22 protein-coding genes and 1 tRNA gene are annotated in these 23,309 nt (G+C 41.5%); 14 read left to right on the top strand and 9 right to left on the bottom strand.

Annotation, left to right across the window (positions count from 1 at the left end):
* Position 1: 1 nt before the first annotated feature.
* Positions 2 to 571 carry a GMP synthase subunit A gene (locus tag BB781_RS04020; RefSeq protein WP_094227216.1) on the bottom strand — a complete coding sequence of 190 codons (570 nt, stop codon included), beginning with the start codon at positions 569 to 571 and terminating at the stop codon, positions 2 to 4.
* 265 nt (positions 572 to 836) lie between these two features.
* Here BB781_RS04020 and BB781_RS04015 point away from each other — a divergent pair, with 265 nt between their 5' ends.
* From BB781_RS04015 to BB781_RS03990, 6 genes are all read left to right on the top strand, one after another.
* Complete coding sequence (locus BB781_RS04015) at positions 837 to 2,204, top strand: ATPase domain-containing protein (protein ID WP_094227215.1); 1,368 nt, start codon at positions 837 to 839, stop codon at positions 2,202 to 2,204.
* Positions 2,205 to 2,358: 154 nt separating this feature from the next.
* The gene (locus tag BB781_RS04010; protein WP_094227214.1) at positions 2,359 to 3,156 is read left to right on the top strand and encodes a 2-amino-3,7-dideoxy-D-threo-hept-6-ulosonate synthase; all 798 of its coding nucleotides are present in this window, start codon (positions 2,359 to 2,361) and stop codon (positions 3,154 to 3,156) included.
* Positions 3,157 to 3,192: 36 nt separating this feature from the next.
* Complete coding sequence (locus BB781_RS04005; RefSeq protein ID WP_094227213.1) at positions 3,193 to 4,335, top strand: 3-dehydroquinate synthase II; 1,143 nt, start codon at positions 3,193 to 3,195, stop codon at positions 4,333 to 4,335.
* 11 nt (positions 4,336 to 4,346) lie between these two features.
* Positions 4,347 to 5,051: a type I 3-dehydroquinate dehydratase gene (gene aroD, locus BB781_RS04000; RefSeq protein ID WP_094227212.1), complete on the top strand. Its 705-nt coding sequence runs from the start codon at positions 4,347 to 4,349 to the stop codon at positions 5,049 to 5,051.
* Positions 5,048 to 5,863: a shikimate dehydrogenase gene (gene aroE, locus BB781_RS03995; RefSeq protein WP_094227211.1), complete on the top strand. Its 816-nt coding sequence runs from the start codon at positions 5,048 to 5,050 to the stop codon at positions 5,861 to 5,863. The genes aroD and aroE overlap by 4 nt, the downstream gene beginning before the upstream one ends.
* The gene (locus tag BB781_RS03990) at positions 5,803 to 7,179 is read left to right on the top strand and encodes a prephenate dehydrogenase (protein ID WP_094227210.1); all 1,377 of its coding nucleotides are present in this window, start codon (positions 5,803 to 5,805) and stop codon (positions 7,177 to 7,179) included. The genes aroE and BB781_RS03990 overlap by 61 nt, the downstream gene beginning before the upstream one ends.
* Before the next feature lie 82 nt (positions 7,180 to 7,261).
* On the opposite strand, the gene BB781_RS03985 is transcribed toward BB781_RS03990, so the two are convergent.
* Both BB781_RS03985 and BB781_RS15940 read right to left on the bottom strand, forming a co-directional pair.
* Complete coding sequence (locus tag BB781_RS03985) at positions 7,262 to 8,398, bottom strand: DUF4367 domain-containing protein (RefSeq protein WP_094227209.1); 1,137 nt, start codon at positions 8,396 to 8,398, stop codon at positions 7,262 to 7,264.
* Positions 8,399 to 8,510: 112 nt separating this feature from the next.
* Positions 8,511 to 8,768 carry a hypothetical protein gene (locus tag BB781_RS15940; protein WP_207205237.1) on the bottom strand — a complete coding sequence of 86 codons (258 nt, stop codon included), beginning with the start codon at positions 8,766 to 8,768 and terminating at the stop codon, positions 8,511 to 8,513.
* A gap of 148 nt (positions 8,769 to 8,916) precedes the next feature.
* Here BB781_RS15940 and BB781_RS03980 point away from each other — a divergent pair, with 148 nt between their 5' ends.
* Positions 8,917 to 9,129 carry a hypothetical protein gene (locus BB781_RS03980; protein WP_242492520.1) on the top strand — a complete coding sequence of 71 codons (213 nt, stop codon included), beginning with the start codon at positions 8,917 to 8,919 and terminating at the stop codon, positions 9,127 to 9,129.
* 19 nt (positions 9,130 to 9,148) lie between these two features.
* Here the strand turns inward: BB781_RS03980 and tpiA are convergent, their stop codons facing one another.
* Positions 9,149 to 9,817, bottom strand: coding sequence for a triose-phosphate isomerase (tpiA, locus tag BB781_RS03975; protein WP_094227207.1), 669 nt, complete (start codon positions 9,815 to 9,817; stop codon positions 9,149 to 9,151).
* A gap of 245 nt (positions 9,818 to 10,062) precedes the next feature.
* Entirely contained in the window at positions 10,063 to 11,241 is a 1,179-nt protein-coding gene (locus tag BB781_RS03970; protein ID WP_094227206.1) for a bifunctional 5,6,7,8-tetrahydromethanopterin hydro-lyase/3-hexulose-6-phosphate synthase, read from the bottom strand.
* Between the two features lie 298 nt (positions 11,242 to 11,539).
* Between BB781_RS03970 and BB781_RS03965 the strand changes: the two genes are divergently transcribed.
* Together BB781_RS03965 and BB781_RS03960 are read left to right on the top strand one after the other, a co-directional pair.
* Positions 11,540 to 12,823 (top strand): DUF2157 domain-containing protein, encoded by a 1,284-nt coding sequence (locus tag BB781_RS03965; RefSeq protein WP_094227205.1) that lies wholly within the window; start codon positions 11,540 to 11,542, stop codon positions 12,821 to 12,823.
* Positions 12,820 to 13,353, top strand: coding sequence for a GDYXXLXY domain-containing protein (locus tag BB781_RS03960; RefSeq protein ID WP_094227204.1), 534 nt, complete (start codon positions 12,820 to 12,822; stop codon positions 13,351 to 13,353). The genes BB781_RS03965 and BB781_RS03960 overlap by 4 nt, the downstream gene beginning before the upstream one ends.
* A 30-nt stretch (positions 13,354 to 13,383) precedes the next feature.
* On the opposite strand, the gene BB781_RS03955 is transcribed toward BB781_RS03960, so the two are convergent.
* Positions 13,384 to 13,995 (bottom strand): endonuclease III domain-containing protein, encoded by a 612-nt coding sequence (locus BB781_RS03955; RefSeq protein WP_094227203.1) that lies wholly within the window; start codon positions 13,993 to 13,995, stop codon positions 13,384 to 13,386.
* A 117-nt stretch (positions 13,996 to 14,112) separates the two neighbouring features.
* Positions 14,113 to 16,419, bottom strand: coding sequence for a PAS domain S-box protein (locus BB781_RS03950; RefSeq protein WP_094227202.1), 2,307 nt, complete (start codon positions 16,417 to 16,419; stop codon positions 14,113 to 14,115).
* A gap of 366 nt (positions 16,420 to 16,785) precedes the next feature.
* Between BB781_RS03950 and BB781_RS03945 the strand changes: the two genes are divergently transcribed.
* Entirely contained in the window at positions 16,786 to 16,986 is a 201-nt protein-coding gene (locus BB781_RS03945; protein ID WP_094227201.1) for a hypothetical protein, read from the top strand.
* 62 nt (positions 16,987 to 17,048) lie between these two features.
* A tRNA-Val gene (locus BB781_RS03940) sits at positions 17,049 to 17,122 on the top strand.
* A gap of 40 nt (positions 17,123 to 17,162) precedes the next feature.
* Here BB781_RS03940 and BB781_RS03935 read toward each other — a convergent pair.
* Together BB781_RS03935 and BB781_RS03930 are read right to left on the bottom strand one after the other, a co-directional pair.
* Positions 17,163 to 19,046, bottom strand: coding sequence for a PAS domain-containing sensor histidine kinase (locus BB781_RS03935; protein WP_164997767.1), 1,884 nt, complete (start codon positions 19,044 to 19,046; stop codon positions 17,163 to 17,165).
* A 241-nt stretch (positions 19,047 to 19,287) separates the two neighbouring features.
* On the bottom strand, positions 19,288 to 19,554 hold the full coding sequence (locus BB781_RS03930; protein ID WP_129582624.1) for a hypothetical protein: 267 nt from the start codon (positions 19,552 to 19,554) through the stop codon (positions 19,288 to 19,290).
* Positions 19,555 to 19,738: 184 nt separating this feature from the next.
* On the opposite strand from BB781_RS03930, the gene BB781_RS03925 reads away from it, so the two are divergent.
* The 3 genes from BB781_RS03925 (at position 19,739) to glyS (ending at position 23,277) form a co-directional block, all read left to right on the top strand.
* Entirely contained in the window at positions 19,739 to 20,251 is a 513-nt protein-coding gene (locus BB781_RS03925; protein ID WP_094227198.1) for a deoxyuridine 5'-triphosphate nucleotidohydrolase, read from the top strand.
* A 54-nt stretch (positions 20,252 to 20,305) separates the two neighbouring features.
* A complete protein-coding gene (locus tag BB781_RS03920; RefSeq protein ID WP_094227197.1) occupies positions 20,306 to 21,100 on the top strand; it encodes a 2-amino-3,7-dideoxy-D-threo-hept-6-ulosonate synthase in 795 nt (264 codons plus the stop codon).
* Between the two features lie 428 nt (positions 21,101 to 21,528).
* Entirely contained in the window at positions 21,529 to 23,277 is a 1,749-nt protein-coding gene (glyS, locus tag BB781_RS03915) for a glycine--tRNA ligase (RefSeq protein WP_094227196.1), read from the top strand.
* The last annotated feature ends 32 nt before the right edge of the window (positions 23,278 to 23,309 follow it).

Here is a 23,309-nt window from a genome sequence, read left to right as displayed (position 1 = left end):
TTTAATAGTTCTCACATATCTCAAAGAAATTCATCAAAAGCTGTTCTCCTTTTTCTGTGTGTGCAACCTCCGGATGCCATTGCACACCAAATATAGGCCTGTCCACATGCCTCATTGCCTCATATTCACATATCTTTGACCTTGCAAGCTGTATGAAGTCCTCGGGCAACCGGACAACTTCATCAGCATGAGATGCCCAGACCGATGTTTTCGGACCCATTCCTTTAAGAAGTTCATCCTCATCAACGATCTCAACTTCAATGTCTGCATATCCGCCTGATGTGCCCGGAGCTACATCTCCGCCAAATACTTTTGCGATTACCTGATGCCCAAGGCAAATTCCAAGGATAGGCAGGTCAATGCTCTCAACATATTCGGAACAGAGTCCAGCCCTGTCCATTGTAGGACCACCGCTTAGTATGAGACCGTCGGGTTCCTCGTCAAGAAGATCATCAACAGGAGTTGTGTTGGCAACGATCTTTGTCTCCATGTCAAGATCCCTTACTGAACGATGGATAAGATGGCAGAACTGCCCATAGTTGTTGATAACAAGAATTTTTAGTTCTCTCATAGATTGTTTCCCGGATTGATTTTTGTTATAGTTAGTATTAATATTGCCATAATAGTAATTAACAATATAAGAGGGTTTCATATCTGCATTACTACCAGAACGGCTTATATTAAATAAAGAATAAATAAAATAATAGATATATATACTAATGAATAATGTTAAGTAAACGGACAAAGTAAACTAATATAAGGGAGAGGAAATTTCATATAAACCCTGAACGTAAATGTTCTCTTTGTTTCCATAGCAATGCTTACGAGGTACCATATTGGAAAATAAATTCACAGGAATATCGGGATTTGATGAGATACTTGGAGGAGGTATTACATCCCCCTCCACAATACTGATCGCAGGTAACCCGGGCAGTGGCAGGACTGTAATAGGAGTACAGAGCTTATGCGAGGCAGCAAGGAACGGAGAAAAGGTGCTCTACATATGTGTCACCACAAAATCGGAGACTTCTGTCAGAGAAGCTATCTCACACTATGAATTTTATGATGAATCATTAAATATACACACATTCAGCGCCAGTTCCGTGGAAAGGGACCCCCTTACAATGCTGGTGGAACTTGGGAATATCGTAGCGAAATTGAAACCAGACAGAGTACTGATAGATCCCGTCACACCCATAGGATTCGGTTTTCCGGAAGCTGAAAGAAGACGGTTCATGTATTCACTTAATGCTGCAATCAATGAATGGAACGCCATTGTTTACCTGACAGGGACCATGTCACAGCCTGACGTGTGTAGATCAGTGATCAGTGATATTGTAGATGGAATCGTGTATCTTTCCCAGGATATCCAACGAAGGGGAAACAAGCGCATAATTAAAATCGTGAAAATGAACCGCCCTAATTATAGCGAAGGGGAGCACACTTTCGATATATCAGACAAAGGAATAAGCATTTACCCCAGAATAAGCACCCAGACTGCTGGGCAAATATCACCGGTAACAAGGATTGATGCAGGAATTCCAGGGTTTGGTGAATTGAGCCGTGGAGGGCTCTTTGAACTTTCATCCACATTAATTGCGGGAAATACAGGCACAGGTAAAACTTTATTTGGACTTCATTTCATTGTAGGGGGAGCCATAAATGGCGAACCCGGAATAATAAGTACATTTGAGGATACACCAGCTGAATTGCGTCACTATGCTGCAAGTGTCGGGCTTGAGCTTGAAGAACTTGAAAAGAAAGGACTCATAAGGATAATTTATACGCCACCACCGGAGATCAATACCTGTCGGCACACATTCAAAATAAAAAAGGACATTGAAGAGATAGGGGCAAAAAGAATACTCCTGGATGACATATCCGGATTTGATTATGTGTTTGACGACCCGGTTGCAAAAAGAGAGCATGTTGCCAATATGATACGTGTCTTCAAAGACATGGGACTTACATCCATGCTTATCAGCGGGAACAGGACAGCCGTTAATGACGTGCTTGTATCCGAAATACCCGTATCATCGCTTGTTGATGCACTGATACTTCTCAAAAACATGGAAATTGACATGGAAATAAGGAAAAGCATGTCGATTTTGAAGATACATGGCAGTGACCATGAAAAACATCTTATTGAGTATAATATCGATTCGGAAGGAATCCACTTTGGCCAATTCCTGAAAGATATATGATCTTTTTCAGACTACTTTTTGCCAGCTACTACAAAAAACTTTAAATAATAAACCATGTTACTATGTCACATAGTAACATAGACTAATTAGACATAGAAATGTACAAAATAATACGCTACCGAGTATAAATGCTAAATAAAGAAGGTGAAAGCAAATGACAGAGATTGGTAAGAAAATCCGTATAGAAAGGATCATGCACAGGGAAAGCAGGAACATGGTAATAATTCCCATGGACCACGGATTATCAGACGGACCTATAAAAGGCCTGATAAATGTGGCAGATTCCATAAATAAAGTTGCAGATGGTGGAGCAGATGCAGTACTAATGCAAAAAGGAATCGTCACTCATGGACATAGAGGATACGGGCATGATGTCGGTCTTATAGTCCACATGAGCGCTTCCACATCCCTTGCACCAGACCCAAATAACAAGGTACAGGTCTGTTCTGTGGAAGAGGTTATGAAAATGGGCGCTGACGCAGTATCAATACATGTAAATGTAGGATCGGAAACTGAAGCAGACCAGTTGCAGAAACTCGGAAGCGTATCAGAAGAGTGCAACTACTGGGGAATGCCGCTTCTTGCAATGATGTACCCACGTGGAAAGGACATCAGTAATCCCCATGACTCTGAACTGGTTGCACATGTCGCAAGGGTTGGTGCCGAGCTTGGTGCTGATGTTGTGAAAACATTATACACAGGAGACATCGATTCCTTCAGGGATGTAGTACTTGGTTGCCCGGTACCTGTGGTAATTGCAGGAGGACCTAAAACAAATACTGATCAGGAATTCCTTGAGATGATACAGGGTGCCATGGAAGGCGGTGCAAGGGGTGTTGCAATAGGAAGGAATGTGTTCCAGCACGAGAACCCTACAAAAATTACAAAAGCCATAACAGAGATAGTGCACAATAAAAGGTCAGTTGAAGAAGCACTGGAAATGCTGAAATAACCTCAGATTGTTTTCTGTGCTTGCGGACGTGCTCATATGAATAATAAGATAATCTGGATCAAAGCCGATGAAGGCAACTGGGATGAACGCAAGGCTGTAATTACCACCGGAATGGAATCCGGAGTGGATGCCATACTGGTCAATGCTGCAGATGTTGAAAAAGTAAAGGAGCTTGGAAACGTGAAAGTAGCTGCCTTTGCATCAACTGAGGTAGAAGGAGCAGAAGTAATTGTAGTTGGGAAAGGCGGTGAAGGGGACGGAACAAAACCATTGCCACCGGACTACAGTGGTTCCCTTGATGTTACAACTGCCCTTCGCCTTAAGGGCAAGGGACTCAAGGTTGCAGGATATGTCATCATTCGCAACAAGAACTATGAGAACTTTGCAGCTGAAATGGGAAGTATCTGTGATTACCTCGTTACCATAGGCACCGACTGGCAGGTCATTCCACTGGAAAACCTCATTGCAGGGCTTCAGAAAAAGGATGTTAAACTCATTTCAGGAGTACAGACATCTGAGCAGGCAAAACTTGCATTCGAGACTATGGAACATGGTACTGATGGTGTTATGCTTGATACAAGGGACCTGAGCCAGATTAAGAAGACTGCAGAAATAGCAGAAAGAGCAGGTGTCAATGACCTTGAGATAAAGACAGCTACTGTCACAAAAGTAGAATCAATTGGTATGGGTGACAGGGTTTGTGTAGACACATGTAACCTCATGGTCAGAGGTGAGGGAATGCTTGTGGGCTCACAGGCAAACGGCATGTTCCTTGTGCACTCAGAATCAGAGGAAAGTCCCTACGTTGCATCAAGACCGTTCAGGGTTAATGCAGGGGCAGTACACGCTTATATCAAAGTTGGAGAGAAGACACGCTACCTTTCCGAGCTTAAAGCAGGCGACGAAGTCACAATAGTAAACAGTGAAGGCAAGCAGAGAACCGGAGTTGTTGGCAGAGTGAAGATAGAAAGAAGGCCACTCGTCCTTGTGGAAGCAGACCTCAATGGGAAAATAATCAAGAACATCCTACAGAATGCAGAAACAATTAAACTGGTTACAAAGGACAATGGACCCATATCTGTAACAGACCTGAAGGTTGGTGATGAGATACTTGTGCACTCAGAGGACATCGGCCGCCATTTTGGAATGAAAATAGAAGAGACCATAATCGAAAAATAAGGTGGTTGCTTGTGGTTATGATAGGAACTTTTGATCTTGATAAAAAACCAGCAATCGTCTCTGTGATAGACGATGACCCAGCCGAGAGTGCAAAAGCGGCAAAATGGCTGGGTGCTGACATACTGGAATTGAGGCTTGACCTTCTCAATTTTTCAGATTTTGGTGAAGCAAAGAAGACAATTGAAAGGATCAAAGTCAACACCAACCTCCCGTGTATTGCAACCAATAGATTACAATCTGATGGTGGTAAGTGGACAGGCAGTGAAGAAGAAAGAATTGCATTATTGACAGATGTACTGCCTTTTATTGAAGCAGTTGATATTGAGCTCAGTGCAGATGAGAAGCAGCGCAGCAAATTCATAAGTGCGGCAAAGGCAGCCGGTGTCACGGTTATTGTTTCAGCCCACGATTTCAACGCCACTCCATCGATTGAGAACATGAAGATCATACTCAACTGTGCACATGAAGCCGGTGCTGATATCGCAAAACTGGCAGTAATGGCACAGTCCAGGCAGGATGTGCTGAATGTGCTTCAGGCAACTGCAGATATGGATAAACCTGTTTGCACCATTGCAATGGGAGAACTTGGAAAACACAGCCGCATAGTTGCTCCATGCTATGGCTCACGCCTGACATACGGTGCAATTACAAAAGCCGTGGCACCCGGACAGATAAAGATACACGAACTTAAATCGGCTCTGGAGATACTCTTTTGAGAACCGTTTTTGGTGTATTCGGAAATCCAATAGCACATTCGCGGTCTCCGAATATGCACAATGCAGCATTCAGGGAACTTGGCATGGAGTGTACATACCATGCCTTCAGAGTGAGTCCTGAAAACCTGAAGAATGCAATTCTTGGAGCAAAAGCCATGGGTTTTGGCGGCGTTAACCTCACAGTCCCGCTGAAACAGGAAGCTTTGAAGATAATTGATGCTGACCCGCTGGCTAAAAGCATAGGTGCTATCAATACAGTTGATTTTAAAGATGGAATGACAGGTTACAATACAGACGGACTTGGAGCTAAACGTACCCTTGAGGAAAAAGGAGTTAAGATCAAAGGCTCCAATGTACTCATAGTAGGTGCCGGCGGTGCTGCAAGAGCCATAGCATTCCAGTTCGCGAAAGATGGAGCGAACATCACCATCTCCAACAGGACCGAGAACAAGGCAATTGACCTTGCAACAGACGTATCCACTGTTGGTTTTGCAAGAGGATGCGGACTTGACCATCTGAAAGATTTCATCAATAGCAGCGATATACTTGTGAATTGCACAACCCAGGGAATGCATCCCAAAACCGAGGGAACCATTGCAACAGCAGAGGATATGCATCCTGAACTTACAGTATTTGACATTGTTTACAATCCTCTGGAGACAACGCTCCTTAAAGAAGCAAAGAAAGCCGGTGCAAAAGCAGTAACCGGAGAAATGATGCTTGTTTATCAGGGAGCAGAAGCATTCAAGATATGGACAGGCGTAGAGCCACCAATAGAAGTTATGAAGAAAGCGGTACTGGAGGGCTTTTGAGTTTGAAAGTCCTCATCATAGGCGGTACCGGTGAAATGGGACAGTGGTTCACCTCTTTTTTCAGGAACCACTGTTACGAAGTTGTTGTCTGGGGCAGCAGCGGAAAAGTTGAGATCGCAGAGCGAATGGGAGTCGACTTTGCCAGTGACCTTGATGCTGCCATAAGTACCAGCGACATAGTAATTATAACTGTGCCCATCAACATCACCGAGAAGGTCATAAGTGAGACTGCACCAAAAATGAAGAGTGGGAGTCTCCTTATGGATTTTACATCCCTGAAACTGGGACCAACGGAAGCCATGAAGAAGTACGCACCTGAAGGTGTGGAAATACTTGGCACTCATCCAATGTTCGGACCTTCGATACCAAGTCTGCATGGTCAGATATTCATACTAACACCGATTGAAGGGCGCTGTAATAAATGGTTCCCGGTTATGCGCTCACTTTTTGAAGATAACGGCGCACATCTTGAAGTGATCAGCCCGGCTGAGCATGACAGATTTGTGTCCGTTGTGCAGGGACTGACGCACTTTGCATACATCACCATTGGCACAACCTTTGACCGACTTGATTTCAGTGTGAATGAATCAAGACGTTTCATGAGCCCGGTCTACGACATCATGCTTGATTTCGTTGGCAGGATACTTGGCCAGAACCCTTACCTCTACGCCTACATCCAGATGGAGAACCCCGAAGTAATCAAAGTCCATGATGCTTTCATGCAGCAATGCAGCGAGATATCCTCCATCGTCAGAAAAAAGGATGTCGAAGCCTTTACTGCAAAGATGAAAGAGGCGGCAGTGCATTTTGGAGACACAGCATCGGCACTGCGCAGATCGGACAAGCTAATAAATTCGAAGATAGCTGAGTTTGATGAACTGATAGATTCTATTGGACAGGAAATTGGTGTCAGGCACATATATTCAGGCGTAGTGCATACAGGGATTGTCAAGAAAGTAAGTCCTAGAGACGTTGTTCTTGAATGTAGCAGCAGGATGATACCTCTCAAAATAGAGAACATCCGCCTGTTAGATGAAGAGGAACTGCATGAGTGGAAACTCGAAAATCTCAAACATCATTTGAGAGATATATCGGTGCTGATTCCCGAGAATTCCGATGCTGAAATAATCATAGAGCTTGTTTCCTGCAATGACGACATCGTTTCAATTGAGATCATTGACAGGTATGATGGTATTGAAGGTACTGAGAGGCTGAGTGTTACATTCCGTGTTATGATAATGGGTGATGTTGAGGTTGAGAAGGTGCAGCAGGTGGTTGAGAGGCAACTGATAGGGATTGGGTGTGCTATTCGATGAAATAAAACATATATTCCAACAAGAGTACGATAAAAGGCTCTATTGATTAAAATCCCATAGAGCCTATTTTTATACTCACCAATTATGAAAAAGATTCTGCAACTGATTTAATCTCTGATTCATTAAGTGAAGAGATAATGCTAATTGTAATATTTCCTGATTGCCACTCTAGAGTTTTCATATTTCCTCCGAAAACGGAATACATCTTACCTTCAATTCCGTTAATATCAATACAACTGACATCTTTTTCAAAACAATCAATACCAGACGTTTTTCTTTCAGATAGAGTTTCCCTGACATGCATTTCATTATTCCCATTAGTATAAACAAGAGTTACTCTTTCATAAGGACTTGAAAAACTACCATATATAAATGATAAGTATTGGGAATCCATACTAGAGGAAACAACTGTATGGTTGAGTTTGTACCCTTTTGGCACATAAGCTGGAGTGAGGATTTCAAAAGTAACCTTTTTTCTTGAGTCTTCCAATTGCATCTTTTCCAATTTTGGATTGAAATGCTCTTCTTTCAGCACCACTAATTTTGATTCGTCCGGTACCTCAAAATCAAACTCATGTTCCGGAATATCAGAATTTATTTTTATGTCTTTGATACTTACTACAAATAGAACATCTCCATTTTTAGTAGAAGCTTCATATCTTATAATCATCCAATTTTTCTTATCAACCCAGATCTTTGATTTTCCTCCTATTGTTTCATTGCTATCAGTCGAAGGAATTAACTCAATTACATACACATCTTTTCCATTTATAATATCAGATTCTACAAGAGACGATGACATTCCGTTAAGCGTTTCATTTAAAAACACAGAATAATGATTTGGTTCAAATAACATGTAATCATCTGAAGTATTGTGCAATAATTTTATAAAAACGAGGTCATACTCATCATCATAAATTAATTGCATGCTTCGATTGGAAATCATTTCAATCCCGGGATCAATGTTTGATGTTTGAAAAGTACCTTTCATAAACATGGGCTTTTTCCAAATGATACCATACTTATATTTTTCCGTATTGTTGCCATTCAAATCTGAATTAACATGCATTGTATAGGAATAATCTTCAAGGGAATCTGCCCTCATATGTACTTTTGACAAAATATCATCAGTGTCAATTTTTTCATCACACCCTAATGATAAAGTACACAGAATTGCCAAGGCAAAAACCAATGTTATCTTTTCAAATTCAAACTTCATATAAGCCTCGAATTACGATAAAAACACACATATATACAATATGTGGTTAATTCAAATGTTTTTTATGAGTAATAATTATTATGCTCAATCTTCAAACTGTTAGTAATAAGCATTATAATTTGGCTCCTGCAGAGGTTGCAACATTATTGGTACAGACGATCGTCTTGAGTCCGCCACCCTTTGCAATGGTGATAAGTGCATCGATGTTTGCCAGTGTAGGGTGGCATAATCTTAATGAGTAAAAGGGATACATATAAAGGTTTAGGAGAAAACGAAAGGACCAGTGTGATCTAGCGACATCAGCTGTAAGCTTAGAACATGATATCATTTCGGATAATCGTTTCTGACTCTGTACAGATAATACTGTCATGGCAATTCTCACATAAGTTTCACAGGGCAAATATTATCAGTCACCTGCGCCTACATCAAATAGTGATAATGTGAAAGGCCCATCTCCAGTACCCCAACAATACCTACGGTTTTTTAAGATAGGAATTTTCTTTACCGCTGTTTTTGGAATGTACCTGGGAATCCAGGGACTCTATCTTATAATAGTGGACAGGAACTTCATATCGGGCATACCACTCTTCATTGCCGCACTCCTGATAGCACCACCGCCTATCGGCATAGCCAGGATGATGAAAGAGCAGTTCAATATCCCTCTCTCAATAAACGTGAGGGTTATAACTGCAACCATGATGCTATTGATTGCATGGCTGAGCCTGCCTTGAAAAAAGTAAAAAAAAGTGATCAGACCTTGCTTACAAGGTCCTCAAGTGCAGCCTTTGGGTCAGCAGCTTTTACTATACCTGATGCCAGAAGGACACCAACCGAACCAAGTTCCAAAGCTGCTGCGAGGTCTTCTCCTTTTGATATACCTGCACCACAGAGAACCTGTACGGCAGGGTTGACTCTTTTGACAGCTTCCACAGAACCTGTTACAATTCCAGGATCTGCTTTTGATACAGGAATACCGGAACCGATAAGTTCTGGTGGTTCCACTGCAACATAATCGGGGCCAAGTACTGCTGCTGCTGCTGAGGTTGCAACGTTATTAGTACAGACTATGGTCTTAAGACCAGCGCCTTTTGCAATCGTGATGGATGCATCAATGTTTGCAAGGGTAAGGCGGCATTCTGAATGGTTTAGAAGAGTTCCAACTGCGCCTGCGCCTTTGATGGACTGGATGAATGCATGTCCTGTAAAGCTGCCTGCTCCTATCGGGTCAAGACTCTGTGCGTAGACTGGCAAGTCCACCTGGGATGCAACACGGTAGATGTCACAGAACTGCGGTGCAACACCAATCTCAATCCCTGAATCATCTGCAACTTCCTTGCATGCCTGTGCGACCTTTACGGCGCCTTCACCTGTGCCCTCAAGATATGTCTTAAGGTTCAGGACAATTAATGTAGAACTCAAATTTGATCACTCCAATACGAATTTATCAGTATAAAGGCGAACAGAAGTATAAAGGTAACTGTAAGAAAAGAAAAACGAAAATAAGCTTTGCAGAAATCTTCTGCATATAAAACCACGGATAAACGCTGATGCACGCAGATACATTTTCATCTGTGTTTGTCTGCGTTTATCTGTGGTTCACAATTCAGTAATAACAGATATTCTACAAATCCTAATAAAAGAAAAGCGTATGGGATACCACACGCTTAGAAGTCGGTCATTACTCTGAACTGGTCGATCTCAGGGTTGTTAAGGCCTTCAATGAATTTTTCTGCGACCTGTCTTACATCCTTTGCATTGGTTATAGCCCTTCCGACTACAAGGATGTCAGCACCTGCTGCAAGTGCATCCGGCATTGTGTCGATACGTACACCACCAGCCACTGCCACCAGTATCTTTGGTGAGAGTGCCTTGATAGCTTCGATACTTCCCCATGCATGTGCAGTGCCCTCGATATCGATACCGCGATGCAGTTCAACTACATCAGGCAGTACATCGAGCTTCTTGAGTACAGCTACAGGGTCATCACAGTTGAGTGTGTCCATGAAAGCATAGATACCTGTCTTGTGGGCTTCCTCGATAACTTTGTTCACGGTTGCTATTGGTGCAAGTGCAGAAACTACGATTGCGTCCGCTGTTGCGTCTGCCACCATGCGTGCTTCAAGGTTTCCTGTATCAAGGGTCTTAAGATCTGCAACTATGAATGCATCCGGGCGGATCTCCCTGAGCTTTGAGATGACATCCACACCATAACGTTTGATGAGAGGTGTACCTGCTTCCAGGATAACATGGTCGCTTTTTGGGATCTGGCTGACAATGCTGAGGATTGCGCTGATGTTCGGATTGTCAAGTGCAACCTGCAGGTATGGCGGGTTCCAGAGTCTGGATACCTTGAATCCCATAACTGCGTGACCCATCCTGTCCTTCTCCTTAAGTACAGTGGCAACATCAGGAAAACCATCTATTGCACGTTTCACAGCCAGTTTTGCTGCTCCGTAGTTATATCTGTATATCTTGTTGTAATCCTTTGCTTCAGGGTGGATGAAAACACTTGCCACAACAACGAGATCTTCAATGTCCATGTCACCAAATGCTCCTTCTTCAAGGGCATCTGCAATTGCCTTGGATACAGCAGCCTGTGCCGGGCCAAATATCTGGGCAGCCTGAGCCATATTCTTCACTGTGACCTTTGGAACGATGAGTGTTGCAGGCTTTGCAGGAAGGTTTGGACGAATTACTGAAAGCAGAGGTGTGTGACCTGCTGACAACTGTGTTAAACCATTTGCGAATGCCTGACCAACAGGACCGTCTTTGTTTCCGATCATAAGGTCAATGTGTGCGAGTTCTGGTGCCTCACCTATTAATGCTTCTCCGATTAGTAACATAATTCACCTACGTATTCTTGATAATATTCGTTTATTAATACTATAATGATAATATGAAATTTATCAGTTCTTGTGCAAAACCAGTGCTTTTTATATTAGAGTTACGGCATAGAACACAAGATTTGTGCTTTATATAATATATATCGATAAATAGTTTGTTAAAGCTATTATCCTTATTTTATTCCTGTTTTGAAAAACGTAGAGCCTTTTAAGGCACAGTATACATCAAGCAGGAAAAGTAGAACTTGCTGAAAAATATATCGATTTTTTAAAATATATCCTGGCTTATAACAATTAAATGATGGAAGATGAGAAACAAAGACTATGGCTTCAGAAAGAAGCCATGACGTGGGAGAATGATGGCATAATCAATGACGCACAGTTAAACGCAATATTGTCAAGATACGATATGCCTAAAGATTCCATTGATGAAAATGCAACTAAAAAGGATGGAACATCACAGACCATTCAGGTAATGTCAATACTTGGTGCCTTACTTGTTGGAGTAGGAGCCATCCTCTTTGTTGCCGCTAACTGGAAAGAACTTCCCACTTTTGCAAAACTGCTACTTCTGTTCGGTACGACATACTCCACATATTTTGCAGGCTGGAATTTGAAATACATGAAGGCTACTCGTCCTAAACTGGGAGAATCATTACTTTTTCTTGCCTCGCTACTGATAGGCGCAACAATATTCCTGAATGCACAAATATTCAATGTCAATGCAGATGCACACTGGCTTTTACTTGTATGGCTAATAGCAATACTGCCCTATGGATATGCATTCAATTCAAGCAGCATCCTTTTTCTGAAAATATTCGTATTTGCACTGTGGACTATCTTTTATGTAGGACAGAATACAGAACTTTTTGTGAGTTCCTTTGGCATCTTCATGTTCTACCTATTGTTAGGCATCAACCTGTACGGACTTGGGCAGATGCACCTTCGATTTGAACGCTTTTCACACTTCAGGGAATTATACCAGGGGTCAGGACTATTCTTCATCCTTATATCATATTTCTACTTCTCACTGGAAACACCATTCAGACACACACTAACACGCATAACACCTTTGACAGGGACGCTTCAGGCACTTTTTATCCTGTTCATGTTGATCTCGGTCATAATGATAGTACAGAGTGCCCTGATGTGCAAAAAGCACGAGAATCGCAAATACGAGTTTATTGTGCTCATACTTACATTTACAGGCATGCTTGCCATCTGGATGCTGACCATATTCAAAGATTCAATCAAAGTCTCGCAGGTTCAAGATTACGGACTGACCCAGCTGGAACCCGGCATAGCCACATTGCTATTCATCTTCTTTAATCTCATGTACTTCATCCTCACCATAGGGAGCATACTAATTGGATACTACAGATCAATATTGTCATTTGTCAATATAGGAATGGGGTTTTTCATGATCGGAGTATTGCACCTGTACTTTACTACATTATACAGGTCTTTGCCCAGATCCCTTGCATTCATTGTCGGTGGACTGATCCTTCTATTGTTTGGAGGGTACATGGAAAAGAAAAGGCGCATCATAATAAATAATATAAAAGAAGGTGACAGCGCATGAACCAAAAACAATTGCTTTTACTGATGGCATACTCACTGATAGTCATATCACTGATATTCCTGCCTAAATATGCTACATTGAACAACGGGAAAGAAATTGTACTGAAAACTGAACCTCTTGACCCAAGAGATGTATTCAGGGGAGATTATGTAATCCTCAGTTATGAAATGTCTAGCTTGAACCTTAATGAAACACCCTATGACTATGCATTCATGGAAGGTGAATTGATATATGCAGTACTCTCCGAGAAGGAAACATACTGGACCATAGATTCAATAAGCCACGCAAAAACTGCCGTTGAGGATAACGATGTCTGTATGAAAGGAATAGTTACCAGAAATGAAGGCGATACCATAATGATTGAATGGGGTATAGAGAGTTATTTCGTACCTGAAGGAGAAGGGCGACAGATCCAGGAACAAATAGAAAATGTTTCTGTGATAGTTTCAGTTGATACGGATTGCTCTGCTGTGGTCAAACAGCTTTTGCTTAATGGTGAACGGTTGGTTTCAAATGAAAAACATGAGTGAAACACATTGTATGCTACAATTCAAAAGAGTTCAGATCATCTTAGGACAGATATCATCCATTATACACTCATCACATTTTGGACCTACTGGCCGGCAAATATTCTGCCCGAACAGCACCATTAGCCCGTTGATATCCTTCCAGTCCTGTTTTGAAACTACCTTTTCAAGCTCTTTTTCGGTTTCATCCGGATAGGAAGTTTTAACCAGACCCATGCGGTTGGATATCCTGTGTACATGAGTATCCACTGCAATAACATCCTGCTCGAATCCATAGCCAAGCACACAGTTGGCGGTCTTTCTACCTACTCCAGGAAGTTTCAGGAGCTCATCCATACTGTCTGGGACCACACCACCATAGTCCTCCAAAATAATGCGGGAAATGTCGATGATCCTCTGGGCTTTCACCCTGTAGAAACCCACATTTTTAATAAGTTCCTGTATCTCATCCACATCTGCTCCTACCATTTTCTGAACAGTACCAAAAAAAGCAAAAAGCTTCTGGCTTGTGGGTATGGTCACTTCATCACGGGTGCGCTGGGAAAGAACAGTTGAAATGAGAAGATAGAAAGGATCCCTGTTAATATGGAAATAACCATCAGGATACAATTCCCTGAGGCGTGAGACTACATCTTTGACATACATTAAATAATGGAGAAACTCCGGAATATAAAATACTTTTCAGGAAGGAAGTAAAAGGGATAAGCTATCGAATGTTCTCTTGGTTGTATTAAAAATATGAAATAAAACTGCACAAGCCTATTAAGATATACCTTTACGTTTATAATATGGCGGCAGCAATACGTGGACAGTTGTACCTGCACCTTCATCACTTTCAATCCATATACTACCGCCATGCACCTCAGTTATTGTCTTACTGACGTACAGGCCCAGGCCAGTTCCACCATACTTCCTTGAAATAGAACCGTCTATCTGGTAAAAACGCTTGAAAATATTGGATAGTTCGTTATGCGGTATACCTATTCCGGAATCTTTTACAAGAACATGGACATTCCCCCTGTCCTCAAACACACGGATAAGAACTTCCGAACCATTGGGACTGAATTTGATAGCATTGTCAATTACAGACCTGAAAATATAAGGTATGTACTCCACATCCCCGTTTATCAAAGGTAGATTGTCTTCAAAATCAAGTAGAAGTATCAGATTTTTGTCCTGTGATCTGAATGAAAAATAATCGACTACTTTGTTCAGACTGTCCACAATCCTCATAGGATCCAACCTGTAACTCACTTTACCCGATTTGACAATGCTCATGTATATTAGTGAGTCCATCAGGAAGCTTAAGTGATCATATTTCTCAAGAACGACCTCCATAGCATGTTTCTGCTTGGAGTTAAGAGGACCCAGCACCTCATCATAGACAAGCTCACTATACCCTTTAATAGAAATGAGAGGAGTCTTGAGTTCATGACTTAAGTTAGAAAGGAATTCATCTTTCATCCTGTCAAGAGATTTGAGGTCCTCATTTTTTTGAGATAATTCCTTTGCATACAGACTAATTTCATTTTCAGCTTTCTTGCGCTCGGATATATCACGGGTTACGCCAAGGAAGAACTGAAAATTGCCCTCATTATCATAGACCGGGGTCGCAATTGCTTCAGTCCACACCCGTGATCCGTTCTTATGGTATTGTTCCAATTCAAACGTTTCTGAATAATTGGAATCACCTCCTTCCAATTTATCATAAAATCTATTCATTGCATCAATTATTGTGTTCTTATGCTCCGGGGGGAAAATCTCATCAAAGGTCTGGATGGCAACTTCCTCAGGTGTATATCCCCTTAATTTAAAAACTGAAGGACTGGTATACGTGAATTGACCTTCTTTACTTAAGGTCCATATAACATCATTTGTATTTTCAGCAAGAAGACGGAATTTTTGTTCACTTTCCCTTAAGATATTTTCAGAATGCCTTCGTTCACTTATGTCCCTCACATTACACAAAAGAGCACACATACCATTATATTCAATAACCCTTACACCCATTTCAACAGGAATACGGGAACCGTCTTTTTTCAAATATGTGAGCTCGAATCGATTATATTTGTTTTCCGTGATGTCTGCTAATCTTTCATTGCAGATGCCATGATATTCAGGAGCTACAAGGTCATGCCTTGACAACAGTAGCAACTCTTCAGTACTATAACCTAGCATCTGGCATGCAACTGAATTTGAATCTATAACATTACAATCAAAATCAAAGACAATAATTGCATCCGCAGCATTTTCAAATAACATCCTGAATTTCTCTTCAGATGCTTTCAGTTTCATAGAAGCCTGTCGCTCTTCAGTTACATCTGCACCGGAACTGAGTATCCCTATGATGCTTCCATCTGAATCCCGGAGATAGTTATTATTCCAGCGGATGATCTTTTTTTCCTTTTTCTTCGTAAGAATATAGTTCTCAAAATGTTTTACTTCATCAAGATTACCTTTCATTACGTTACTAAAAACATAGGACACCGCATCCTTATCTTCATGAGGGACACACATTTTTACCCAGTCTTTGCCTATTAGTTCGGATTCGTCGTACCCGAGAACCTGACAGCATTTTTTATTTGCAAGCTTTATTGTACCATCACTGCTAAAAGCAGTAATGATACAGCCTGCAATATCAAGATAATTCTGTGCCCTGTCTCTTGCACAGACCAGTTCATCATACAAACGCTTGCTTTTTAAAAGATTGCGTACCCGGGTAAGTACCTCAACCCTGTCAATTGGTTTGACAAGGAATTCATCCGCACCTGCCTCAAGCCCTTCCAGCCTGTCATCTTTTGATGAAAGGGCAGTGACCATAATTACCTGGATCAGCTGAGTTGACTCTGAAGCTTTGAGTCTGCGACACACTTCATAACCATTCATGCCAGACATCATTATGTCAAGCATTACGAGATCTATCTTTTCAGAATTTATAATATCAAGGGCATCTTTACCATTATAAGCTGTACGAATAATATAGTCCATTGAAAGAAAAGCTTCCAGAAGTTTTACGTTTAGATGGTCATCATCAACGATCAGAATGGTATATACGGGTTTGCTGTCCATATTATATAGACCTTGTATGAATACAAATTATATATGCTTTATATGATAGCGATTCAATTTCATTTTAATAGTACAATGGGGATTTGTTAGTCCTGAGTATTTGCCCTATACTAAATATACATTACATTATTATATAATTTTGTGAGCAATCGTTGATTATGTGATTTAATAAAGTTACTAAAGTGTGTGTTGTATTGTTGATTATCATAAGTCATGATATACTACCAAGAAACAGTTACAATATCGTATTTTCGGACCGAATTGTTTAAACAATTAAAATAAGAAGGAAAAACTATATATAACGTGCCAGTTCATATAAATAAATATATATTACCAAAGATAGTAAAACATTTTAAGGGGATAGATATGGCACAATTCGAAATTGATGAAAAATCACTGAAACAAAATTCGTTGCTTATACCTATTGCAGTGATCGTTGGAACCCTTTTAGCAATCATTACGTATACTTATTTAGAGCCTACAACAGCGTTAATTACTATATTTTCAGGCGCCATCATTGTAGCCTTGATCACTTACAGCCTCCTAAGAAAAAAGAACAATCCATAAGTTCATTCCGAAAGAAAGTAACGACAGATTTATAGAGAGGCAGACGTATTGTTTTCTAGTCTGGGCTCGTGGTCTAGCTGGTCATGACGTCGCCTTCACACGGCGGAGGTCCTGGATTCGAATTCCAGCGGGCCCACTATCGTTTTCTAATTCAGTGTTGCTATAGACTATTTTGATTATTGTTTTTGAGGAGATGAGCAGGCGGGAATCGAAAAAATGAATTTACTCCCCTCACCAACCTTACTTTCAACCCATATCCTGCCTTCATGAAGTTCAACAAATTTTTTTACAAGGGATAGTCCAAGACCTGTCCCCGCATACTCATTTGTGGCATAAGAATCAAGTTGTCTGAATGGCTGGAAGAGTTTATCGATATCCCTTTTCGGGATGCCAATGCCCGTATCCCTTACACTGACCCGGACATTGTTACCATCACATCGTGCATGTATCGTCACAGAACCCTTGCGGGAAGTAAACTTAATGGCATTGCTTCCAAGGTTATACAAAATCTGTTTGAACTTTATTTTATCTGCATTGATGGTTCCAAGCTGGGAGTCAACCTCAACGTCCAGACGGATATTTTTCTCCATGGCAAGAGGAGAGATTAGTGTCTTTACCTCATTAACAGCATCAGAAACTGAGAAAAACTCATACTGTAGCTCCATTTTACCAGCTTCAACCTTTGAGAGGTCAAGCACATCGTTAATAAGTTTCAGTAAATGTTTACCAGCATCCGAGATGTGATTCACATATCGTACTTGCTTTTCATCCAGAATGCCAAACGTTTTATCGAGAAGTATGTCCGAGAAACCTATGACCGATGTGAGAGGAGTCCTTAACTCATGGCTCATGGTCGCCAGAAATTCATCCTTACTTCGGTTTGCAGCCTCTGCAACTATTTTTGCGTGTAGCAGCGCATCCTCAGCCATTTTTCGTTCAGTAATATCCTGAATAGTACCTATAACCGTATTCCCTTTAGCATAATACTCCGCAACAGAATGAATATCACGGATAGCACCATCATTTGACCTTTTTATCTTAAATAGAACATCGTATGGAGTTTGTTCTCTGATTAGGCTTTTTAAAGTTTCATCCAGCATCGGACGATAGTCAGACAATGGTATTTGCTGTATATCATCGATCGTAATAGTCTTTGTATTAAGACCATATATCCGGAAAGCTTCCTCCGAGGCAAAAACATTGCCTGAATTCAGATCAATGCCCCAACTCCCTATATGTCCTACTTTTTGTGCAGTCCTGAACTGCATTTCCCTTGTTCTCAATTCATCTTCTGCCAGCTTGCGCTCAGTAATATCATGGATAACTGAATACAACAGGTTTTGTGAATTGACAGTCACCGGGCTGCTATAGACTTCTACATCCCGGATATCCTCGTTTGCAAGCTTATGCTTGAAAAGGAAATAATTCCTCTTTTCATTTACAGCATTTTGCATTTCAGCCTGAATACCTTCCTGAGAGAGAGTATTAATTTCATGTATTTTCTTACGGGTTATTTCTTCCAGTGGCCATCCGTAGTATTTGCAGGCAGCAATATTAGCATCGATTATCTCAAAGTTCTCAGGATTAATCACAAGCATAACTGCCTTATTATGTTTGAACAAAGATCTGTAGGTATCTCCCTTTTCCAGGAAGAATTTATCAGTAAGAGTAAGACCAGTGATATCCTTTAAAATAAAAATGAAAAAATGGTCAGGATACTCTACATAAGCTGCAGTCACTTCCAGATCCACAAGCCTGCCATCCTTTGTACGATGGGTTAATTCGAAATGACCTTTGCTTTGTTCTATGATCGAAACCAGATTACCAACCAGATCGTCCCTGCACTCACTTGCATCCAGATCCTTCAGTACCATCCCCAGAAGTTCTTCACGGGAATAACCACTGAGATGACAGTATGCCTCGTTTACTTCCAGTATTTGCCCACTGTAAGATATGCACAAATATCCGCCAATCTCAGATATCACAGAGTCTGTAATGGAGGGGTCATCGACTGTACCTTCCTCCGGGATTGGATCCAGTTCATCCGAAGATTCATCCATTCGAACCATCCGGCTTTGCCCCGATATAGCAATTATAATCAAATGACAAACGACACACTTGATCGACTAAATTTAAACAATAATAAAGACCCACAGATGCAATACTAAGTAATTTGACCACCCATTACCATTATTGGTGTGCCATATTATATGAATATGCTTTTATTGAACAGATAATCTGGACATAAGACCGTCATAAATAAAGAAGTCTTGATCAAATAAAACAGAGAGGATTTTTAAATCAATCCTCTAAACAGAAATGCCACTTCATTTCGGTAGGCGTACCTTCAGGGATTTGGGCCATATATTCCTCTTTGTAATGAGGAAGATCTGCACTTACATATTTAGGGAAAACAAGAGACACTTCTTTCTGATAAGTAGTCCCGTCTGGACTCAAACTCACACGGAAAAGAAGCTCAGGCCTGCTCCCATATTTTACAAGATCCGTACTGCTCACTTCATTCACTCCTTCAAATTTCCTCTTTTGCAATTCGTTACAAGCTCCCATACCCACCCCTTGGTATACACCGTGGAAGAAGGATAATGGAAACATCTTCAAACTCACCACACTATAGATAAGTGGTAATACATATAAATTAATTGGTTTACAATAGTATGTATTAAAGATAATACACGCTCGTGCAGAAAACAAGATTCCAAATAATTATATCCAATCAAATAAACCTACAACCATGACCCTCTTATCAAGGAATGAGCTCAGAGCAATGATCAACCGCGACATACCACTCGTTGAGAAAATGATAGACACTGAAACCCAGCTTCAGCCAAACAGCGTAGAACTTACTCTCAAAAGCATAGAGACATTTAGCAACGCCGGAGCAGTAGATTTTGATAACAGTGAAAGGGAAACCCCATCTACTGTGCCAATAGATTTCGATGACAGCGGGTGGGCGCAGCTTGAACAGGGAACATATAAGATTACTTTTAACGAAATTGTTAACATCCCTCTTGACCTTGCGGCTATCGCCAGGCCAAGATCGACCCTCCTTCGGTGCGGTGCAAATATAGGAACAGCGGTCTGGGATTCAGGATACAGAGGCAGGAGCGAATCAATGCTGGTTGTACACAATCCATATGGATTCAGGCTGAAAAGGAATGCCCGTGTTATGCAATTATTATTCTTCAACCTCCATAGTGAACTTGCAGAGGGATATTGTGGCAAATACCAGCATGAGAACCTGTGACACGACTCCCTTATTCACGTTAGGATTATCTATAATTAGAGCAATGACGCAATCATGAGTGAAATTGGCAAATCTGTCAGGATGGAAAGGATCTTCGACCGCAATACAGGCAATACTATAATAATCCCTATGGACCACGGCGTTGGTGCCGGCCCTATAAAAGGAATCATAGATCTGCCTACCACAGTCAACAAGGTTGCAGATGGAGGAGCAAATGCAGTACTGGGACACATGGGTCTTCCAAAGCACGGACACAGAGGATATGGAAAAGACATAGGGCTTATCATTCACCTGTCAGCATCAACATCCCTTGGACCTGACCCGAACCACAAGGTTCTCGTTACAACAATTGAAGAAGCTATAAAAGTAGGTGCTGATGCCGTATCCATTCACGTGAATGTAGGTGCGGAAGATGAAGCAAAAATGCTTCAGGATATGGGATATGTTGCCCGCCAGTGTGACGAATGGGGCATGCCATTACTTGCTATGATGTATCCAAGAGGCGCAAAAGTAACTTCCGAACACGACGTAGAGTATGTCAAACATGCAGCCAGGATTGGAGCAGAACTTGGTGCTGATATTGTCAAGACAAATTACACTGGCGACATCGACTCTTTTAAAGAAGTGGTCATGGGATGCCCCGTACCAGTAGTTATTGCAGGCGGTCCAAGAATGGATACTGAAAAGGAGCTTCTTGAAATGGTATACGATTCGCTTCAGGCAGGAGGAAAAGGTGTTGCCATTGGAAGAAATGTATTCCAGTCAGATGACCCTACAAAGCTTGTGTCATACATTTCCAAAATAGCACACAAAGGAATGACCGTAGAAGAGGCACTTGAATCTGAATAATTTGAAAGGTTTATGCTCCAGTGGAAACAGGGGGGTTTTGTTTGGTTTCCACACATACATTCTTTTTTACAATGTCCTGCCTTACAAGATAAATTGCCATAACCGAAGAGATTGCCCAAATATAAGAGAAACTAAGCATTCGAAGATCTTACCATAAAAAAAGACAGTAAGAGCAAGGCCAGTGTTGAAATGACCAATTGAATCATATAAGATGGTGGTACGATATGATATGATTTGATTGAGATTCGACCTTGCTCAAACATACGATGTATGAACATGCATATAAGATTAATGAAACCACTTTTACATAATAACGCCATTATTTAAGAATTATATGTTCATGATGTTTTCAAACTACTTTCGTTACCATTAAATGTAATGGACATATCGATGGATTCATAATAATACAATAATTCAGAGGAAACTCTATGGATAAATATGAGCAGGTAATAGAAATGGCGAAACGCCGGGGGTTCTTATGGAACTCTTTTGAACTTTATGGCGGTACAGCCGGATTTTACGATTACGGGCCTCTTGGGAGCACCCTGAAACGAAGAATCGAGCAGATATGGAGAGAAACATATGTTGTCCAGGAAGGCTACATGGAGATCGAGGCACCCACTGTAGGTATAGAAGAAGTGTTCATTGCATCCGGACATGTAGGCGGATTCTCAGACCCTCTCTGTGAGTGTAAGAACTGTGGCGAAGCCTTCAGGGCGGACCATCTTGTGGATAAAATAGTAGCGGTGGCAGATACGCTCAGTGACAAGGAACTGGACAAAGTAATCAGGGAAAACAATGTAAGGTGTCCAGAATGTGAAGGTGAGCTTGGCGAGACATATGAATTTAACCTTATGTTCAAGACGCAGATAGGTCCAGGCTCAGGCAGACAGGGATATATGCGTCCTGAAACCGCACAAGGAATGTTCGTGGACTTTTTGAGGCTTGCCCGCTTCTACCGCGATAAACTCCCATTCGGTGCAACCCAGATTGGAAAATCATACCGTAATGAGATATCCCCAAGGCAGGGAGTCATAAGACTGAGAGAATTCACACAGGCAGAAGCAGAGATATTCATCGACCCAAATGATAAGAAACATACCAATTTCAGCCGGTTTGCTGATACTTTGGTCAACCTCTATTCAGATGAAGCCCAGGACAGAGGAATTGTCGATAAGATGTCACTTGCTGAAGCTGTAGAGAAAGGAATTATAGCTCACGAGTTCCTGGCATACCAGATAGGACTTACCAATCATTTCCTCCAGCGTGTAGGAATAGTAGCCGACAAACTCAGGTTCAGGCAGCATAAGAAAGATGAGATGGCACACTATGCGATCGATTGCTGGGATGCGGAGATAGAGACAGACAGATTCGGATGGGTCGAAGTGGTTGGAATCGCAGACAGGACCGATTACGACCTGAAGGCGCATGCTGCTGTCAGCAAGACCGAGCTTTCTATTTACAGAGAATACAGTGAGCCTAAGATGGTCACCCAGTTCGTGGTCAAACCCAATATGGGAAAACTCGGACCGCTCTTTAAAGGCAAGGCAAAAGATATAGCTGAGGCATTGAAAGCTATGAGCGTGGAAGAGCTGGAAAAAGATAACATCAAAGTAACAGTAGATGGGGAAGAGCTCATAGTTCCAAAGGAAATCGTTGAGTTTGCAGAAGAGACTGTGAAGATCAGCGGAGAGAACATCATCCCCCATGTAATAGAACCATCCTACGGAATTGACAGGATATTCTATTCCACCATGGAACATGCCTTTGAAGAAGAAATGGTTGCCGGAAAGGATGACACGGAAGAAGAAGAAGCAAGGATAGTAATGAGACTTAAAAAAGAGGTCGCACCTGTCCAGGTAGCTGTCCTTCCACTTCTTACAAGAGAAGAACTCATTACTCCTGCAAAGAATGTGGAGATTCAGATCAAGCAGAAAGGACTGCTTGTATCCTATGACGACTCCGGCACCATTGGAAGACGCTACAGGAGAAATGATGAGATAGGAACACCTTATTCCATCACCATCGACTATGACACACTTGAAGACAATACTGTGACCATAAGGGACAGGGACAGCATGAAACAGGTCCGTGCTCCTATTGAGGGGATAGCAGACCTGCTCTATGAAATGATATACATTGGCAGGGATTTTGAGAGTGCCGGAAAGGCACTCTAAATACTTTCACCTTGCTTAGCTCAGGTTTAAAA

It is taken from the genome of Methanolobus psychrotolerans (assembly GCF_002243045.1).
Lineage (GTDB): Archaea > Halobacteriota > Methanosarcinia > Methanosarcinales > Methanosarcinaceae > Methanolobus > Methanolobus psychrotolerans.
Note: the sequence above shows the minus strand (reverse complement) of the source record. Positions and strands in the feature narration are given on the sequence as shown.

Coding starts and splice junctions, on each gene's coding strand:
- BB781_RS04010 (WP_094227214.1), top strand. CDS start 2,359: ATGACAGAGATTGGTAAGAAAATCCGTATAGAAAGGATCATGCACAGG.
- BB781_RS15940 (WP_207205237.1), bottom strand. CDS start 8,768: ATGACAGTATTATCTGTACAGAGTCAGAAACGATTATCCGAAATGATA.
- BB781_RS03920 (WP_094227197.1), top strand. CDS start 20,306: ATGAGTGAAATTGGCAAATCTGTCAGGATGGAAAGGATCTTCGACCGC.
- BB781_RS04005 (WP_094227213.1), top strand. CDS start 3,193: ATGAATAATAAGATAATCTGGATCAAAGCCGATGAAGGCAACTGGGAT.
- BB781_RS03950 (WP_094227202.1), bottom strand. CDS start 16,419: ATGGACAGCAAACCCGTATATACCATTCTGATCGTTGATGATGACCAT.
- glyS (WP_094227196.1), top strand. CDS start 21,529: ATGGATAAATATGAGCAGGTAATAGAAATGGCGAAACGCCGGGGGTTC.
- BB781_RS03925 (WP_094227198.1), top strand. CDS start 19,739: ATGACCCTCTTATCAAGGAATGAGCTCAGAGCAATGATCAACCGCGAC.
- BB781_RS03945 (WP_094227201.1), top strand. CDS start 16,786: ATGGCACAATTCGAAATTGATGAAAAATCACTGAAACAAAATTCGTTG.
- BB781_RS03930 (WP_129582624.1), bottom strand. CDS start 19,554: ATGGGAGCTTGTAACGAATTGCAAAAGAGGAAATTTGAAGGAGTGAAT.
- BB781_RS03980 (WP_242492520.1), top strand. CDS start 8,917: ATGTACCTGGGAATCCAGGGACTCTATCTTATAATAGTGGACAGGAAC.
- BB781_RS03960 (WP_094227204.1), top strand. CDS start 12,820: ATGAACCAAAAACAATTGCTTTTACTGATGGCATACTCACTGATAGTC.
- BB781_RS04020 (WP_094227216.1), bottom strand. CDS start 571: ATGAGAGAACTAAAAATTCTTGTTATCAACAACTATGGGCAGTTCTGC.
- BB781_RS03935 (WP_164997767.1), bottom strand. CDS start 19,046: ATGGATGAATCTTCGGATGAACTGGATCCAATCCCGGAGGAAGGTACA.
- BB781_RS03985 (WP_094227209.1), bottom strand. CDS start 8,398: ATGAAGTTTGAATTTGAAAAGATAACATTGGTTTTTGCCTTGGCAATT.
- BB781_RS03990 (WP_094227210.1), top strand. CDS start 5,803: ATGGACAGGCGTAGAGCCACCAATAGAAGTTATGAAGAAAGCGGTACT.
- BB781_RS03970 (WP_094227206.1), bottom strand. CDS start 11,241: ATGTTACTAATCGGAGAAGCATTAATAGGTGAGGCACCAGAACTCGCA.
- BB781_RS03965 (WP_094227205.1), top strand. CDS start 11,540: ATGATGGAAGATGAGAAACAAAGACTATGGCTTCAGAAAGAAGCCATG.
- BB781_RS03955 (WP_094227203.1), bottom strand. CDS start 13,995: ATGTATGTCAAAGATGTAGTCTCACGCCTCAGGGAATTGTATCCTGAT.